The sequence below is a fragment of the Actinoplanes sp. GCM10030250 genome, from assembly GCF_042666575.1.
Classification (GTDB): Bacteria; Actinomycetota; Actinomycetes; order Mycobacteriales; family Micromonosporaceae; genus Actinoplanes.
Genome location: NZ_JBHTDO010000007.1, coordinates 196,663 through 213,695 on the forward strand (window position 1 = coordinate 196,663; position 17,033 = coordinate 213,695).

The following is a 17,033-nucleotide window of genomic DNA, read 5'->3' on the forward strand; positions in this document are numbered from 1 at the left end:
ATGAGCGCAGAGTCAGCCGCGAGGTCCGGCGAGCAGTGGTCGATCGAGGCGAACGGCCATCGTGCCGTCCTGGCGGAGGTCGGTGGCACGCTCCGGGCGTACTCCGTCGACGGCGTCGAGCTGCTGGACGGGTTCGGGACCGATGAGATCTCCCCCGGTTCGGCCGGGCAGATTCTCGCTCCGTGGCCGAACCGGATCCGGGACGGGAAATACCGGTTCGAGGGCGAGGAGTACCAGCTCGCGCTCACCGAGCCGGCCCGGCACAACGCCATCCACGGCCTGGTCAACTGGGCCTCCTGGCGGCTCGCCGAGCAGTCCGCCGACGCGGTGACGCTGGAGTACGCGCTGCCGGCTCAGGTGGGTTACCCGTGGTCGCTGGTGCTGCGTACTCGCTGGTCGGTCTCGGCCGGCGGCCTGAAGTGCGAGCAGGAGGTGGTGAACAACTCCGAGGCGAACGCTCCCTGGGGGTACTCGGTTCACCCGTACCTGCGGCTGCCGGGTGTGACGGTGGACGACACGGTGCTCCAGGTGCCGGCCAAGAGCCGCATCCTGGCCGACAACCGGCTCCTGCCGATCGGCGCCGCCAAGATCGCCGGTACCGAGTTCGACTACTCGGAACCCCGCCGGATCGGCAACGCGGTCCTGGACACGACGTTCGGTGACATCGACTTCGACGCCGACGGGATCACCGCGGTCACCCTCGCCGACCCGAACTCGGGCCGGCAGATCGTGGTCTGGGCCGACGAGAAGTTCCGCTACTGGCAGGTCTACTCGGGCGACACGCTGAACGGTGAGCGGTTCCGCCGGTCCGTCGCGGTCGAGCCGATGACCTGCCCGCCGGATTCCTTCCGCACCGGCCGGGACCTGATCGTGCTGGAGCCGGGCAAGACCTGGAACACGTCCTGGGGCATCCGGGCCTGATGGAGTTCGACGAGGTCGTTCGGCGGCGGCGGATGGTCCGGGGTTACGAGCCGGACCGTCCCGTGCCGCCGGAGCTGGTGGACAAGATCGTCCGGCACGGGTTGCGGGCGCCGTCGGCTGGGTTCTCCCAAGGATGGGGGTTTCTGGTGCTGACCTCGCCCGAGGATCGGGAGCTTTTCTGGTCGAGCACCGCCCCGCCTGATGTGAGCCCGGGTGAGGATGCGGGTGGGTGGCTGGACCGGATGCGGACCGCGCCGCTGATCATCGTGCCGCTGTCCAACAAGTCGGTCTATCTGAACCGGTACGCCGAGTCCGACAAGGGCTGGACGGATCGGGACGAGTCGCACTGGCCCGTGCCGTACTGGGACATCGACACTGGTTTCGCCGCGCTGCTCATGCACCTGACCGCGGTGAACGAGGATCTGGGCTCATGCTTCATCGGGTTGCCGGAGGGCACCGCGGGCAGATTCCGGGCGGCGTTCGGTGTCCCGGACGAATTCATGCCGATCGGCGCGCTGACCGTCGGCTATCGGGGTACTGACAAGAGGTCCCCGTCACTACGGCGTGGGCACCGGCCGGTGGCCGATGTGGTGCATCATGGCCGGTGGGCTTCGGCGAACGAGGCCTGAACACCGCGCGGCTACGCTGAGAGGCGAGGCACGTTAATCAGGGAAAGGGGCAGCCGCCGTGATCTTCAAAGCGGTCCGGGACGGAGCCCCGTACCCCGATCATCAGACGACGCTGAAGGAGTGGGCGGAGATTCCGCCGCGCCCCATCCGGCTCGCCGAGCTGATCACCACCAAGCGGGAGCTGGCGCTCGACAAGCTCCTCGCGGAGGACTCGACGTTCTACGGCGATCTTTTTCCGCACGTTGTGGAGTATCGAGGGGCGCTCTACCTGGAGGACGGGCTGCATCGGGCCCTGCGGGCAGCTCTTCAGCAGCGCAATCAAATTCATGCGCGCGTTCTGCTGGTCGAGGGTTGACCTTTTTGTAGTCGAATGCTGACGCTGCGCGATGGCGGCTCACCCTTTAGCTTGAATTCATGGGTGTCAGACCGCTTGACCTGCTGGATCTTGACGAACTGCTCACCGACGAAGAGCGCGACGTGCGCTCTCTGGCCCGCCGAGTGGCCGACGATCATGTACGCCCGGACGTGGCCGAGTGGTACGAGAACGGGCAGGCCCCCGTCCGTGAACTAGCAGTCGAATTCGGCAAGGCCGGACTCCTCGGCATGCACCTCAAGGGGTACGGCTGTGCCGGCTCCTCGTCGGTCAGCCTGGGCCTGGCCTGCATGGAACTGGAGGCGGCCGACTCCGGGATCCGTTCCCTCGTCTCCGTGCAGGGTTCCCTGGTGATGTACGCCATCTGGAAATACGGGTCCGAGGAGCAGAGGGAGCAGTGGCTGCCGGGGCTCGCCACGGGCCGGTTGCTCGGCTGCTTCGGGCTGGCCGAACCTGATCACGGCTCGGACCCGACCGGGATGTCCACGCTGGCCCGACGGGACGGCGACGACTGGGTGCTCGACGGGGTCAAGACGTGGATTCTCAACGCTCCGATCGCCGACGTGGCGGTGATCTGGGCGCGTGCCGAGAAGGGCGTGACCGGGTTCGCGGTGCCGACCGACACGGTGGGGTTCGACGTACGGGAGATCGACCACAAGATGTCGTTGCGGGCGTCCAGCACCGGCGAGATCGTGCTGGACGGGGTGCGGCTGCCGGAGAGTGCGCGGCTGCCTGGCGTACGCAGCCTGATGGCGCCGCTGTCCTGTCTCACCGAAGCGCGGCTGAGCATCATCTGGGGTGTGCTCGGTGCGGCCCGGGACTGCCTGGACACCGCGCTCGACTACGCGGGCGGGCGCGAGCAGTTCGGCCGGCCGATCTCCGGATTCCAGCTGACCCAGGCCAAGCTCGCGGACATGGCGGTCGAGCTGCAGAAGGGATTCCTGCTCGCGCTGCATTTGGGCCGGCGGCGGGACGCGATCGACAAGCCGCTGCGGCCTGAGCAGGTGAGCATCGGGAAGCTGAACAACGTCCGGGAAGCCATCAAGATCGCTCGGGAGTGCCGGACGATCCTCGGCGGGAACGGGATTCTGCAGGACTATCCGGTGATGCGGCACGCCAGCAACCTGGAGAGTGTGCTGACCTACGAGGGGACGTCCGAGATACACCAGCTGTCGATCGGTCAGAAGTTGACCGGACTCAACGCGTTCGCACGGTGAAGAGGGCTCAGCGGATGCGGATTGTCGTACCCCCTGCTTACCGTTGAGACATGGCCACCTCTCCGGACGTCGACGAGCCGACCAGGGAATACCCCCCTGTCCCCGAGGATCGCAAGCCGAGCGGCTTCGCCCGGCTCCTGATCTTCGTCGGGTTCGTCTTCGCGCTGATCGTCCTCGCCTGCCTCGGGCTGCGAGCGATCAATGTCCTGCCCACGTTCGACAACCCGTTCGAGGACAAGACCGTCGACCGCAGTCAGCCCGTGCTGCTGCAGTCCATGCGCGACCTGAATCGCTATGTCGCGGCCGACGGCACCTTCCAGGTCATCGTCGACCTGCAGCAGGACAAGGAGAACGTGCCGGACTTCCTGATCAACCGGCGCACGCTCTTCCTCGGCTCCGGCTCCGTCGAGGCTTATGTCGACTTCGGTGCGCTCGCCGGTGACGCTCTCAAGATCGACGAGGAGAAGAAGTCGATCGAGTTGACACTGCCGCCGCCGGAGCAGTCCACCGCCGCCCTCGACATGGCGAAGAGCTACGTCGTCGCCGAGGAGCGGGGTGCGCTCACCGCGATCGGCGACGCGTTCCGCAACGATCCCAACCAGCAGCAGCGCGTCTATCAGCTCGCCCAGGAGCGGATCACGCAGGCCGCCCGTGACAGCGGGCTGGACCAGCGGGCGAAAGAGAACACCCAGCGGATGCTGGAGAGCCTCTTCGCCCGCCTGGGCTACACCACCGTCACGGTGACGTTCGCCAACCCTTGATCAACGGGGCTTGTCCGCATGGCTGATCTCGGCCGGTGCGGACAAGCCCATTCCATACGTCGTCGCTGACGGGTCGCTTCGCTTCCGGGCCTGCCCGGCCGGTGCGGAGCGCTCGCCGTGCCTGGGGATCAGGCCTCGTTGGGCAGGAGGGCCCAGAGGATCAGGTAGGCCACGAACTGGGGGCCGGGCAGCAGGCAGGAGACCAGGAACAGCAGGCGGACGGTGCCGGCCTTCATGCCGAAACGGCGGGCCAGGCCTGCGCAGACGCCGGCGATCATGCGGTTGTGACGGGGGCGGGTGAGAGTACGGGTCTTCAGGTTGTAGGACACGATCATCCGCTCCTTCAGCAGTGGTAGTGGCGTTCTGCCACGTCCACTTCGACGGTATGTAACGGGACGGGAGCGTCCCTCGGTCCACAGGTGGATACCGGTGGTCCAGCTCCCGTAAGGGTGACCCGTACCCGGTGGACGCCCGCTGTTAACCTGAAGCCGATTTCGGGCGCTTCACGAGGAGTTGAACGGTGACCCTTGCCCTCCTCTATGCCCGTACTGGCACCGCTGTAACACCGGACCACGCCGATCGGCTCGCGGGTGACCTCACCGCGGCGCTCCACGCTGCGGGAGCGTCGGTGATCGACAGGCCGGCCCGGGACGAGTTGCTGCCCGCCCGCCTCCGCGAGCTCGCCCGGCAGGCGCGCGACGCAGGCGTTCCCCTACTGATCTGCCCGGATAACCTTGTCGCCCACGCCAGCCTGTTGTGGACGCTGGCCACCGAGCCGGCCGGGCGCAGCACCGTACTGGTTGCCCCTGACCCGGGCGGCGACCTCAAGGAGGACCGCGGCCGGGTCGTTCCCGCCGATCCCGGTTCCGGCACGGTGCGATTCCTCGGCGCGATGTGCCTGGCCCCCGCCGACCTCCCGTTGCTGGAGAAGGTCGCGGACCGGGCCGACCTGCTGCCCGCCCTGATCGAGGCCGGCCTGGTGCCGATCGCCACGCGTACCCGGCTGCTGCACGCGGAGCAGGTGACCACCGAGGCCGAACTCGCTGCGGCCCGGGAGGCGGTCGCCGCGGTGGACGAGGACGCCGCGCGGCTGCGGCTCGCCGTCAAGGAACAGGACGACTTCTTCACGACGTACGCGGTGAGCACGTGGTCGCCGCTCGTCACCAAAGCGGCTGCCCGGCTCCGGCTGAGCCCGACCGGCGTGACCGGGCTGTCGGTGCTCTTCGCCGTCGCCGCGGCACTGGCTTTCTGGCAGGCGTCCCGGCTCGCCATGATCGCCGGCGGGGTGCTGCTCTACCTCGGCTTCGTACTGGACTGCGTCGACGGGCAGCTTGCCCGGTACACCAGGAAGTTCGACGCGTTCGGCGGCTGGCTCGACACGATGGCCGACCGCGCCAAGGAGTATGCGGCGTACGCCGGGTTGGCGGCCGGTGCGGAGCGAGCCGGTCTGCCGTACGCGTGGCCGCTGGCGATCACCGCGATCGTGCTGCAGACGGCTCGGCACATGACCGACACCTGGTACGGGGCCCTGCACGACGAGGCCGCCGCCCATCCTTCGTCCGGAGGCGGGGGTGGTGGCGGTGGCGTCGGAGCCCGGCTCTCCGCGGCTTCGGTGAAGGCGCAGAGCTCGCGCGGGTCGCTCGTCTACTGGCTGAAACGGATCGTGGTCTTCCCGATCGGGGAGCGGTGGGCGCTGATGGCCGTGCTGGCCGCGTTCACCAACGGGCGGACGACGCTGGCGGCGGTGGTCGGGTTCGGGCTGCTGGCCGCGGTCTACACGCTGGCGTTGCGATCACTGCGGGCGTTGTCCATGCGGGTCGGTGTGCTGTACACCGTCGACACCATGCGGCACCGTGATGACGGGCCGCTGGTGCGTGTGGTGCTCAGCCGGGTGGGTGCGGGGCGGCCGTTGCTGTTCGCGGCGCTTTTCACGGGCTGGGCGCTGGCGACGGTGGGCGTGATGCTGACCGGGCGCGCGGGGGAGCCGAGCCGGCTCGGGTGGCTGCTCGCTCTCGTTCTCGTACCCGCGATGCTGTGTGGTCTTCCGGCGCGGGCACGGCACGGCGGGGCGCTCGACTGGCTGATACCGGCTGCGCTGCGGGCTGCTGAGTATCTGGTGGTCGTGGCGGTGGGGCTCTACGGGGCGGTGCCGCCTGCGGTGGTCTTCCTGTTGTTGTTCACGCTTGCGTTGCGGCACTACGACCTGACTGCCCGGATGGAGAAGGGTGCGCCGGCTGGGGGGGCGGGTGGGGCATTGCTGGGCTGGGACGGGCGGGTTCTCGTGCTGGTTGGGGTGGCTCTGCTTGGCTATGCGGCCGTGGGGGTGGCGGTTATGGCCGTGCTGGTGGGGGGCTCGTTCGCGGTTGTCGCGGTGTCGGACTGGCGGGCGAGCCGGCACTGAGCGGAGCCGGAGTCCGATTTCTGACGTTCTCGCGCTGAGGTCGGGATGTGAGGCGCGGCCGCAACGGCATGAGAAGCGCACACAACGCGATCGTGTGCGTCTAGGTGGCCTAGGCCTCATCCAGGTCGCACGCAACGTCAACGTGCACGTTTGTTGTTGCTGCTTCTCGGCAGGAGACGCCTGCGGATGGCGAAGAGAGGCTCATGTCCGGCATGTCCTTTCGTGCTGGGAACGTGCACAGTTGATCTCCTGAAGTTCAGATCTCCGTAATCGATTGATCACTATGTGCGAATGGCACTTTCGTCCGATGGCAAAGCATCGAAGGCACTCGCAGAGTTAGGGCCCGATCGCCGACCGTCGTGGGCTTGGGATCGCAGTCGAGCGGGGAGGTAGACGGTGTCCACCGTCGCACTCAAGGACGTCACGAAGATCTGGCCGGACGGCACCTATGCCGTCGACAACCTCAGCCTGGACGTGCAGGACGGCGAGTTCATGGTTCTGCTCGGGCCGTCGGGCTGCGGAAAGTCGACCGTGCTCAGGATGATCGCCGGCCTGGAGGATCCCACCGAGGGTGAGATCCTGCTGAACGGTGACCCGGTCCTTGAGCTGCCCCCGCGTGACCGCAGTATCGCGATGGTCTTTCAGGATTTTGCGCTCTATCCGCACATGACCGTCGCGGAGAACATCGGCTTCCCGCTCAAGCTCTCCGGCGTCGAGCCGGTTCCGCGTCAGGACCGGGTGGGCGCGGTGGCCGGTGCGCTCGGCATCGGTGAGGTGCTCGGGCGCCGGCCCAGCCAGCTCTCCGGCGGGCAGCGGCAGCGGGTCGCGATGGGCCGGGCGATAGTGCGCCGGCCGGGGATCTTCCTGATGGACGAGCCGCTCTCCAACTTGGACAGCGGCCTTCGCGCCGAGCTGCGCGCCGAGATCACCAGCATGACCCGCGAGCTGGGCGTGACCACGATGTATGTGACCCATGATCAGGCTGAGGCGCTGACCATGGCGGACCGTGTGGCGATCATGCGCAAGGGCGTTCTGCAGGACGTCGGTACGCCTACGGACGTCTACCGCCGCCCCGCCACCCTCTACGTGGCCGCCTTCCTCGGCTCGCCGAAGATGAATCTGCTCGAGGCGGCCGTCTACGTGCACCTCGACCAGTACATCGCGCTGAACTTCGGCGAGCAGACGCTCTACCTGCCGTGGAACGACCCGCGCGCACGGGCGGTGGCCCGCTATCACGGTGAGCGGATCGTGGTCGGCATCCGGGCCGAGTCGCTCACACCGGTGACACCGCAGACGCCGGGTCACATCTTCCAGGGCCGGATCCGCTATCTGGAGCACCACGGGCACGAGTCGCTGGCGTACCTGGACATCGGCGCCACGGCGATCGTGGTGGACGAGATGAGCGGGCCGATCCAGGATCAGCCGGAGGCCGGGGGAGCGCTCAAGAAGCTCGGTGGGGCGCTGTCGCGGCTGACCCGACCATCGCCTCCCGAGGCGCCCCGAGAGCCACGTTCCCGTGATCGGGGCAGCGTGCTCAACGACCCGGGCCGGCACGCCCGTAAGCCGGCCGAACTGGCGGTGCGGCTGGCGCCGTACCCCGCGGTCTCTCCCGGTCATCCGCTGTCCATCTCGGTCCGGATGGACACCGTGCACTTCTTCGACGAACGAGGAGACCGAATCGATGTCGGCTGGCGCTGAAACCCCGAGCGGGGCGATCGGATCGATCTCGGCCGGCGCTGAGGTCTCAAGCGGGGCGATCGGATCGATGTCGGCGGCCGGTGAGGGCTCTTCATGGGGCGCGACACGCGCCACTTCCAGGCGCGATCACCGATGCCTCCCGCCACTGGCCGGGCACAGCGCGTAGGCTGCACGACGGTGGAGGACAGGATCGGTCAGAGCGTTCGCTCGGCTCCCAGCACGGAGCCGAGAGTCGAGGGCGCCCCTTCGCCGACGCGACGGGTGCTTCTCGACCGCTCGTTCGGGCACGACGACATCACCGTTCTGCGGCACGAGGTCTCCGCACATCTCGGCCGGATCGGGCTCGGGCCGGACAGACGGCACGGTTATCTGCTGGCCGTCAACGAAGTGATCACCAACGTGGTGCTGCACGCCGGCGGGAACGGCCGGCTGGTGCTGCGGGTGGAGAGCGGCTCGGCGTGGTGCGTGGTGACCGACTCAGGCCCGGGCATTCCCGGGAGCCGTCTGAGCGAGGTGCGCGCTCCGGAGGCGTTCGAGATCGGCGGCCGCGGACTGTGGCTGGCGCACCAGCTGTGCGATGAGGTGACCACCGCGACCGGCCCCATCGGTACCTCGATCGGATTGCGCATGTCGTTGGAGGCCCTGCCGGATTCCCGGTGAACCAGCAGCTTGAACGAGCTGTGAACCATCGGGGAAATGTGAAGGCGCCCTTCCGGTCTCGTCGCGGTTCGCCTCCGGCTACATTGGGCGCGTGCTCGGACTTCCCTCGCAGGTGACCGCTTGCCTATTCGATCTTGATGGAGTGCTGACGCAGACCGCGTTGGTGCACAATGCCGCGTGGAAACAGACGTTCGACTCGTTCCTGGAGTCGTTGGCCGTCCGGAACGGAACGCCGTTCGTCCCGTTCGACTCCACCACCGACTACCACCAGTACGTGGACGGCCGGCAACGCGCCGACGGCGTCCGTACTTTCCTGGCCTCCCGGGGCATCACCCTGCCCGAGGGAGACCCTGACGACAGCCCCGACCGGGAGACTGTCAATGGCGTCGGCAACCGTAAGAACCTCCTCGTGCTGCAGAAGATCCAGGAGGGCGCCGTTCAGGTCTACCCCGGATCGGTGGAGTACCTGAAGGCCGCCAAGGCCGCCGGCCTGCGCCGCGTCGTCGTCTCGGCCAGCGCGAATTGCAAGGACGTCCTGGAGGCCGCCGGTATCGCGGACCTGCTGGAAGGCCGTGTGGACGGCGTGGTGGCCCGCGAACTCGGACTGCCGGGCAAGCCCGCTCCCGACACGTTCCTGTATGGGGCTAAGCTGCTCGATCTCGCCCCGGAGAACTGTGCCGTGTTCGAGGACGCCCAGGCCGGTGTGGCCGCCGGACGAGCGGGCGGATTCGGCATCGTGATCGGGGTGGACCGGGTCGGCCAGGCGGAGGCGCTCCGTGCGAACGGCGCTGACGTGGTGGTGACCGACCTGTCCGAACTCCTCACTCAGTAAGACCTCCTCTTTCCGTAACGAGAGGCACGACCGTGATCCGTGAACGGGCCTACCCCGTCGACCCTTGGCACATCCGAGAGACCCGGCTCGACCTGGACCTGCTGGCCCAGTCCGAGTCGGTGTTCGCTCTCTCGAACGGCCATATCGGGATACGCGGAAACCTTGACGAGGGCGAGCCGCACGGCCTCCCCGGCAGCTACCTCAACTCGTTCTACGAGCTGCGGCCGCTGCCGCACGCCGAGGCGGGGTACGGCTTCCCGGAGTCCGGTCAGACCATGGTCAACGTGACCAACGCCAAGCTGATGCGACTGCTCGTCAACGACGAGCCGTTCGACGTGCGCTACGGCGAACTGCGGTCCCACGAGCGCTGCCTGGACCTGCGTGCCGGCACGCTCGAGCGGGTCGTGGAGTGGGTGTCCCCGTCGGGCCAGGGCATCCGGGTGCGCTCGGTGCGCCTGGTGTCGTTCACCCAGCGCGCGATCGTCGCCTTCCTCTACGAGGTCGAGCCGCTCGACGTCTCCGCGCGGCTGATCCTGCAGTCCGAGCTGGTGGCGAACGAGCAGCTTCCGCCGATGAGCAAGGACCCGCGGGTGGCGGCGGTCCTGGACCGGCCGCTGCAGGCCGAAGAGATGATGGAGCAGCCGACCGGCGGCATCCTGGTGCACCGCACCAAGGCCAGCGACCTGCGGATGGCCGCGGCCATGGAGCACCTGGTGGAGACGCCGGGCCGGCACGCCATCACGACCGAGGGGCACCCCGACTGGCTGCGGACCACCGTCGCCTGCCGGCTGGAGCCGGGTCAGAAGCTGCGGGTCGTCAAGTTCGCGGCGTACGGGTGGTCGAGCATGCGCTCGCTGCCCGCGGTGCGTGACCAGGTCGGCGCCGCGCTGGCCAGTGCACGCCTGGACGGCTGGGAAGGCCTGGTCGAGCAGCAGCGGGAATACCTGGACGCGTTCTGGGACCACTCCGACGTCCGCGTCGAAGGTGACCCGGAGGTGCAGCAGGCCGTCCGATTCGGCCTCTTCCACACGCTGCAGGCCGGTGCCCGGGCGGAGCAGCGCCCGATCGGCTCGAAGGGCCTCACCGGCCCCGGGTACGACGGGCACACGTTCTGGGACGCCGAGACGTTCGTGCTGCCCGCCCTGACGTACACGCAGCCCTCAGCGGCGGCCGACGTGCTGCGGTGGCGCCACTCGACGCTGGACCTCGCCCGGGAGCGGGCACAGACGCTCGGCCTGCAGGGCGCGGCGTTCCCGTGGCGGACCATCCGCGGCCAGGAGTGCTCCGGTTACTGGCCGGCGGGCACGGCGGGCTTCCACATCGGCGCCGACATCGCCGACGCGGTCCGGCGGTACGTCCAGGCCACCGGCGACTACGACTTCGAGCGTGAGGTCGGCCTGGAGCTGCTTGTCGAGACCGCCCGGCTGTGGCGCTCGCTGGGTCACCACGACCGGCACGGGCGCTTCCACATCGACGGCGTCACCGGCCCGGACGAGTACACGGCAGTGGTCGACGACAACATCTACACGAACCTGATGGCGCAGCAGAACCTGATGACCGCTGTCGACGCCTGTAAGCGGCATCCCGACCTGGCTCGCAAGTTCGGCGTCGACGACGAGGAAGCGGCGTCGTGGCGGGACGCGGCGGCGGCGGTTGCCATCCCGTACGACAAGGAACTCGGGGTGCACCAGCAGTGCGAGGGCTTCACCCGGCTCCAGGAGTGGGACTTCGAGAACACTCCGCCGGAGGGCTACCCGCTGCTGCTGAACTTCCCGTACTTCGACCTGTACCGCAAGCAGGTGATCAAGCAGGCCGACCTGGTGATGGCGATGTACATCCGCGGGGACGCGTTCACGCCGGACGAGAAGGCGCGTAACTTCGCGTACTACGACGCGCGTACCGTACGCGACTCTTCTCTGTCCGCCTGTGTGCAGGCCGTCATGGCAGCCGAGACCGGCCACCTGGAGCTTGCCCACGACTACCTGGGCGAAGCCGCCCTGATGGACCTGCACGACCTGCACCGCAACGCGCGGGACGGCGTGCACGTGGCGTCGCTCGCCGGTTCCTGGATCGCGCTCGTCGCCGGCCTGGGCGGCATGCGCGACTTCAACGGTCAGCTCAGCTTCGCGCCGCGACTGCCCAGCCGGATCAACAACCTGGAGTTCTCGCTGCTCTGGCGCGGTCTGCGGCTGCGGGTGAACGTGACCTCCGAGGACGTCACCTACTCGCTGCGCAACGGCGGCGGCTCGGCCCGGCTGACGCTGCTGCACCACGGCAAGGAGACCGAGGTGACCCAGGTGCGCCCGGTGACCATGGCGATTCCGCCGGCGATCCCGGTCGGTCCCGCGCCGTCGCAGCCGGCCGGCCGGGCACCGGTGCGCCGCGCGGTGCACTGACCCCAGCGGAAACGAGAAAGCCCCCGTCCTCGAGGAGGACGGGGGCTTTTCCGTGAGGTTCTAGAGCATCGATACGTGCACGTGGTCCGTGTGGTCACTCGGGCCGCTGTACGAGCGCCACTCGTTCGTCGCCGGGAACCAGATCTGCTTGTACCAGATGACGTAGTAGATGCCGAGCTTGTCGGCGTTACGCACCAGGAACGCGGTCAGGTCGTTGCCGTACCGCATCATGTCGTCGTTGTGCGCAGCCGAGAATCCGCTCTTCTGCAGAGACCAGTCGCAGGCACGGCCCTTGGGGTGCTCGAACGGCCCGCCGTTGCGGTGACAGCCGACGAAGCGTTTGAAGTTGGCCTTGCGCACTTCCTTGTACATGTGGAGGGTGCGCTTCGTCACGCAACCGCTCGTGGTCTCGTCCCTCTCGGTGCACCCCTCGCTGGAGAAACCGCCGCTGGCGTTTCGAGGCGCGGGGGAGGCCTCCTTCGACTTGGCGTCGACGAAGCCCCGGGTGATGGTCTTGTTGATGCCGGTACCGCCGCCCAGCAGGTCGAGCTGCTTGTCGGCGGAGTCCTTCTGCTTCTGCAGGATGGTCAGCTGCTGCTGCTCGTTCTTGAGCTCGGCATCGAGTTTCGTCTTGCTCTCGGTGACCGTGGCGATCGCCTCGTTGAGCTCGTGCAGCTTCTCGTCGTGGAGCTTGTTGATCTCCTCGAGAGAGATCGCCTTGCTCATGAAGTCGTTCGACGAGCTGGCCTGGAGCAGGAAGCCGACGGCGCTGAGGTTGCCCGTCTGATACTGCTGCCGCGCGATCGAGTTGACCTCGGGAATCAGAGCGTCCCGGCGGCTCTCGGCGGCCTTGATGTCACCGGCCAGTTTCTTCTGGTTCTTCCGGGATTCCGCGACGGCACCCTTCGCGGCGACATAGCGCCGGTTGGTCGACTCCATCGCTGTGGATAAATCGGCGTTGCCCTCCTCCTCGGCGGTCGGCGAACTACCTCCCGGGGCCGCGGACGCCGATGTGGCGGGTGACACAAACAGTGCCGTAGCCACGAGGGGCGCCAGCGCAAGCGTCAGCCACCGGCGGGGACTTGCGGTCATCAACCGTTCCTTCCTTGTCACCGCCGACCGAGTTAGCTGACGGGTTCGGGACGGAAGCAATCCCTACCGCATACTGCGGATTCACCCCAGTGACCTGGTTCCCCGGCTCGCCTTTCGGGCGATTGGGCGGCGGCCTGCCGGCAACTCGGGGGCGGTGCCGTCCTGGCAGGACCGGAGTGGAGTTTACCCGAGATATCGCCGCGCATCAGGTCCCAAGGAACCGCGAAAATTGTTACCTGTCAACGACTTTCTGTAATCGCATCACTTCATGTGGTGATGCAATTGCGCTGCGTACGAGAACTGTCGATCTGTCGATGCAGTGGGTATGGTCGGAGCCGGTTCCCGCCAGGGGGCCGCCGCCTAATCGCCCTCGTGGCGAGCCGGGGAACCACATTTCCCCATGGGGTGAATCCGCGTTCGCGGTAGGGATTTCCTTCGTCCCGAACCCGTCAGCTAACCCGGCCGGCGGCCGACGGAAGGAAATGCCAGTGCAGGATCAGACTGCGCGGCGATTGGCAGCGGTCATGGCGCTGCTCGTCGCCGTGTGCGGGCTGGCCGTCGCCGCGTCGCCGGCCACCGCGGCCCCCCGTCCCCTCGCCGCGCCGGGTGAAAACGGCGACGACGGTGAGGGCGGTTCCAAGTCCCTCATCGAACAACTCGAAGACGCCTCCAGCGGTTACGTCAAGGCCAAGGCGAGTCTGAAGAAGTCCAAGCAGCAGCAGACCGACCTGACCGCCGAACTCAAGCGCCTCGACGCCGCGCTCGGCCCCCAGCAGGACGCCCTCGACGAGATCGCGCAGCAGGCCTACACCTCGGGCCGGATGGGCACGTTGTCCGCCCTGGTCACCGCGAACTCGACGGACAGCTTCCTGGACCGGGTCGAGACACTGGCCACCGTGGCGGCTCAGCAGAACGCCGCGATCGCCGACCTCAAGACCACCCGCAGCGACCAGCAGCGGGCCAAGATCGCCATCGACACCGCCGTCCGCGACCAGCAGAAGCAGGTCAATGTGATGGCCAAGCGCAAGACTCAGGCCGAGACCGCGCTGAAGAAGGCCAACCAGGGCGCGGACGCCGGCCAGTCGGGTGACGGCGGCGGCAGCGCCTCGGCCGACCCGGCGCCGAGCAACGCCGGCAACGGCTGCTCCGAGGACGACCCGACAAGCGGCGGCTGTATCACCCCGCGCACGCTGCACGCGCTGAAGCAGGCGAAGTCGGACGGCTTCACCCGGTATGTGCACTGCTTCCGCGAGCAGAACAGCGGTGAGCATCCCAAGGGCCGGGCCTGTGACTTCGCCGCCGACAAGAGTGGTTTCGGCGGCGATGCCACGGGTGCGAGCAAGACGTACGGCAACAACCTGGCGAACTACTTCATCAACAACGCCGAGAAGCTGGACGTGCTCTACGTCATCTGGTTCCGGCGGATCTGGCTACCGAGCAGCGGCTGGAAGTCCTACAGCGGGGCGGGTGGCGACCCGTCCAGCGACCACACCAACCACGTGCACCTGTCGGTGAACTGAGCCGGTGAACTGATCGCGCGGTACGAGGCCTACTTACGCATGTAGGCCTCGTACTCGCGCAACACCTCGTCGGTCGGCCCGTCGGCCCGGATCTCGCCGGACTCCAGCCATATGCTGCGGTCGCAGGTGTCCCGGATCGACTGCTCGCTGTGGCTGACCAGGAAGACCGTGCCGGCCTCGGCACGCAGCTCACGCACCCGCGCCTCGCTGCGGCGGCGGAACTTGGCGTCACCGGTGGCGAGGGCCTCGTCGATGAGCAGGACGTCGTGCTGCTTCGCGGCGGCGATGGAGAAGCGCAGCCGGGCGGCCATGCCGGAGGAGTAGGTCCGCATCGGCAGCGAGGAGAAGTCGCCCCGCTCGTTGATGCCGGAGAACTCGATGATGCCGTCCTTCTTCGTCTTCACCTCGGCCGGTGACATGCCCATCGCCAGGCAGCCCAACTCGACGTTGCGCTCGCCGGGCAGCTCGTTCATCAGCGCGGCGTTCACGCCGAGCAGCGACGGCTGGCCGGAGGCGTAGATCTTCCCGCGGGCCACCGGCAGCAGGCCGGCAACCGCCCGCAGCAGGGTCGACTTGCCGGACCCGTTGCTGCCGATCAGCCCGATCGCCTCGCCCCGGTAGGCCACGAAGCTGACGCCCTTGACCGCGTGCACCTCGCGGACGTTCGCGCCCTTGCCACCGGTGACCAGCCGCTTGAAGCTGGCCAGCGGGCTGCCACTGCCTGGCGAGGCCGAGCTGTGCACCTTGTAGATGATGTGGGCCTTGTCCGCGATGACGGTGGGAACCCGCTCGTTGTCAGCCACGGCCGTAGCCCTTCTCTCCGCGCCAGAAGTAGACAAAACCGCCGATGCCCACGAGCACCGTCCAGATGACCGCCTGAGTCCAGAGCAGCGCGGGCGGGCCGGCCAGCTTCACGTCCTCCATCAGCGAGTGGCGCATCAGCTCGATGAAGATCAGCAGCGGGTTCGCCTGGACGACCGCCAGCTTCCAGCCCTGCAGGTGCTCGGAGAAGAGCGAGACCGGGTAGAGCACGGCGGAGCCGTACATCCAGAACCGCATGATGAACGGAATCAGCTGCTTGACGTCGCGGACCTTGGCACCGAACTTGGCCGCGGCCAGCGCGAGGCCGGTGTTGAAGATCGACTGGAGGAACAGCACCGGGATGACGAGCAGCCATTCCAGGGTGATCGGCTCACCGGTGATCAGCACGATGCCCATCAGGACGAAGAGCGCCACCACGAAGTTGCGGATCTCCACCAGGGCGACCGACAGCGGCAGGCTCGCTCGCGGGAAGTGCAGCGCGCGGATCAGGCCGAGGTTGCCGGTGATCGCGTTGATGCCGTTCTGCACGATCGACTGGGTGAACTGGAACACGAACACACCGGCACAGAGGTACGCGATGAAGTTCGTGACGCCCTCACGGCCGCCCAGGATCACGCCGAAGATCACGTAGTAGACCGCGGCGTTGATGATCGGCGTGAGGACCTGCCACACCGTGCCGAGTTTCGTGGTGCCGAGCGCGGACGACATCTTCGCGCTGGCGTGCGCCTGGATGAAGTGCCGGTAGGACAACAGCTGGCGCGTGTACTCCATGAGGCCGGGCAGGCGGCCCGAAGCGCTCAGGCCGTGCCGGCGGGCCAGCTCCTTGGGGGAGAGCCCGGTGCCGGCGTCGGCAACCGCCGTCTCTGGCATGGGGTGGTGCTCCGATCTAGTCGGCCCGTGGGAGGCAGCGGGTTCCGATGGCTTGCGCGAGAACACAGCTAGCAGCATGACAGGGACCCACTGACGCCGATGGGACGGGGTCGTATCGACGTGAGTTTCGACGGTAGCTGACCAAACGGCGGAACGCAACCGTTACGTCGTAGCGCTATAGTGAACTGTGTGGCGACAGTAAAGCGCGCACCTGCCGGAGCGGCGGTGCTCCGAGGCGACATCACCGTGGCGATCCGCAACGCGGTCATGAACGAGTTGGCGGAGGTCGGCTACGGCCGATTGTCCATCGAGGCGGTGGCCCGCCGCGCGGGGGTCGGCAAGACCGCAATCTACCGCCGGTGGAGCAACAAGCTCGAGATGGTCATGGAGATCATTTCGGATGTTGCGGAGCGTAAGGTTCCGCTCCCCGACACCGGCAGCTTCGCCGGCGACCTCGAGCTCCTCATGATGATCGTGAGCCGGGCGCTCCAGCACCGGATCGCCTCGCAGATCATCCCGGACCTGATGGCCGAGGCCGCGCGGAACCCGCAGATCGCCGAGACTCTGCAGCGAGCCCTGCGGACCCACCAGCAGGCCGTCGGGGACAAGCTGGTCGGACAGGCCGTCGCCCGCGGCGAGCTGCCCGCCGGCACGGACGCCGACCTCGCCGTCGACCTGATCCTCGGCCCGCTCTACTGGCGGCTCGCGGTCGCACGGCAGCCGCTCGCCGACAACGACCTGGAGAGACTGACCGCGGCTGTCACGGCGGCACTGAAGACCACCGGCTGAGGCGCTGAGCCGCAAGGCGTTGCGGACCACCGGCGGAAAGCCACCGGTTCGC

General features: G+C 67.8%; 16 protein-coding genes and 2 riboswitches. Of the genes, 12 read left to right on the forward strand and 4 right to left on the reverse strand.

Annotated features, from left to right (window positions below):
• From ACFQV6_RS12755 to ACFQV6_RS12775, 5 genes are read left to right on the forward strand one after another with little or no spacing between them, the layout of a single operon-like run.
• Positions 1–921, forward strand: a complete 921-nt coding sequence (locus tag ACFQV6_RS12755; RefSeq protein WP_378027625.1) for an aldose 1-epimerase family protein — start codon at positions 1–3, stop codon at positions 919–921.
• Positions 921–1,550 carry a nitroreductase family protein gene (locus ACFQV6_RS12760; RefSeq protein ID WP_378027626.1) on the forward strand — a complete coding sequence of 210 codons (630 nt, stop codon included), beginning with the start codon at positions 921–923 and terminating at the stop codon, positions 1,548–1,550. The genes ACFQV6_RS12755 and ACFQV6_RS12760 overlap by 1 nt, the downstream gene beginning before the upstream one ends.
• A gap of 58 nt (positions 1,551–1,608) precedes the next feature.
• The gene (locus ACFQV6_RS12765; protein WP_378027627.1) at positions 1,609–1,905 is read left to right on the forward strand and encodes a type II toxin-antitoxin system VapB family antitoxin; all 297 of its coding nucleotides are present in this window, start codon (positions 1,609–1,611) and stop codon (positions 1,903–1,905) included.
• 59 nt (positions 1,906–1,964) lie between these two features.
• Positions 1,965–3,140: an acyl-CoA dehydrogenase family protein gene (locus ACFQV6_RS12770; protein WP_378027628.1), complete on the forward strand. Its 1,176-nt coding sequence runs from the start codon at positions 1,965–1,967 to the stop codon at positions 3,138–3,140.
• A 50-nt stretch (positions 3,141–3,190) separates the two neighbouring features.
• A complete protein-coding gene (locus ACFQV6_RS12775; protein WP_378027629.1) occupies positions 3,191–3,901 on the forward strand; it encodes a DUF4230 domain-containing protein in 711 nt (236 codons plus the stop codon).
• A 128-nt stretch (positions 3,902–4,029) separates the two neighbouring features.
• Here the strand turns inward: ACFQV6_RS12775 and ACFQV6_RS12780 are convergent, their stop codons facing one another.
• Positions 4,030–4,236 carry a PspC domain-containing protein gene (locus ACFQV6_RS12780; RefSeq protein WP_378027630.1) on the reverse strand — a complete coding sequence of 69 codons (207 nt, stop codon included), beginning with the start codon at positions 4,234–4,236 and terminating at the stop codon, positions 4,030–4,032.
• Between the two features lie 185 nt (positions 4,237–4,421).
• On the opposite strand from ACFQV6_RS12780, the gene ACFQV6_RS12785 reads away from it, so the two are divergent.
• The 5 genes from ACFQV6_RS12785 (at position 4,422) to ACFQV6_RS12805 (ending at position 11,888) form a co-directional block, all read left to right on the forward strand.
• On the forward strand, positions 4,422–6,302 hold the full coding sequence (locus tag ACFQV6_RS12785) for a DUF5941 domain-containing protein (RefSeq protein ID WP_378027631.1): 1,881 nt from the start codon (positions 4,422–4,424) through the stop codon (positions 6,300–6,302).
• 396 nt (positions 6,303–6,698) lie between these two features.
• Complete coding sequence (locus ACFQV6_RS12790) at positions 6,699–8,000, forward strand: ABC transporter ATP-binding protein (RefSeq protein WP_378027632.1); 1,302 nt, start codon at positions 6,699–6,701, stop codon at positions 7,998–8,000.
• 261 nt (positions 8,001–8,261) lie between these two features.
• Positions 8,262–8,660 carry an ATP-binding protein gene (locus ACFQV6_RS12795; protein ID WP_378027633.1) on the forward strand — a complete coding sequence of 133 codons (399 nt, stop codon included), beginning with the start codon at positions 8,262–8,264 and terminating at the stop codon, positions 8,658–8,660.
• A gap of 91 nt (positions 8,661–8,751) precedes the next feature.
• Entirely contained in the window at positions 8,752–9,492 is a 741-nt protein-coding gene (locus ACFQV6_RS12800; protein WP_378027634.1) for an HAD family hydrolase, read from the forward strand.
• Positions 9,493–9,524: 32 nt separating this feature from the next.
• Positions 9,525–11,888, forward strand: a complete 2,364-nt coding sequence (locus ACFQV6_RS12805) for a glycoside hydrolase family 65 protein (RefSeq protein ID WP_378027635.1) — start codon at positions 9,525–9,527, stop codon at positions 11,886–11,888.
• Positions 11,889–11,948: 60 nt separating this feature from the next.
• On the opposite strand, the gene ACFQV6_RS12810 is transcribed toward ACFQV6_RS12805, so the two are convergent.
• Positions 11,949–12,980 (reverse strand): coiled-coil domain-containing protein, encoded by a 1,032-nt coding sequence (locus ACFQV6_RS12810; RefSeq protein WP_378027636.1) that lies wholly within the window; start codon positions 12,978–12,980, stop codon positions 11,949–11,951.
• A 4-nt stretch (positions 12,981–12,984) separates the two neighbouring features.
• Positions 12,985–13,119, reverse strand: a riboswitch (cyclic di-AMP (ydaO/yuaA leader).
• Positions 13,120–13,327: 208 nt separating this feature from the next.
• Positions 13,328–13,464, forward strand: a riboswitch (cyclic di-AMP (ydaO/yuaA leader).
• On the opposite strand from ACFQV6_RS12810, the gene ACFQV6_RS12815 reads away from it, so the two are divergent.
• Positions 13,463–14,500, forward strand: coding sequence for a coiled-coil domain-containing protein (locus ACFQV6_RS12815; RefSeq protein WP_378027637.1), 1,038 nt, complete (start codon positions 13,463–13,465; stop codon positions 14,498–14,500). It overlaps the preceding riboswitch by 2 nt.
• A gap of 29 nt (positions 14,501–14,529) precedes the next feature.
• Here ACFQV6_RS12815 and ACFQV6_RS12820 read toward each other — a convergent pair whose 3' ends face one another.
• Both ACFQV6_RS12820 and ACFQV6_RS12825 read right to left on the reverse strand, forming a co-directional pair.
• The gene (locus ACFQV6_RS12820; protein ID WP_378027638.1) at positions 14,530–15,303 is read right to left on the reverse strand and encodes an ABC transporter ATP-binding protein; all 774 of its coding nucleotides are present in this window, start codon (positions 15,301–15,303) and stop codon (positions 14,530–14,532) included.
• A complete protein-coding gene (locus ACFQV6_RS12825; RefSeq protein ID WP_378027639.1) occupies positions 15,296–16,192 on the reverse strand; it encodes an ABC transporter permease in 897 nt (298 codons plus the stop codon). Before ACFQV6_RS12825 ends, ACFQV6_RS12820 begins: the two co-directional genes overlap by 8 nt.
• A 189-nt stretch (positions 16,193–16,381) precedes the next feature.
• On the opposite strand from ACFQV6_RS12825, the gene ACFQV6_RS12830 reads away from it, so the two are divergent.
• Positions 16,382–16,981 (forward strand): TetR/AcrR family transcriptional regulator, encoded by a 600-nt coding sequence (locus ACFQV6_RS12830; protein WP_378027640.1) that lies wholly within the window; start codon positions 16,382–16,384, stop codon positions 16,979–16,981.
• The last annotated feature ends 52 nt before the right edge of the window (positions 16,982–17,033 follow it).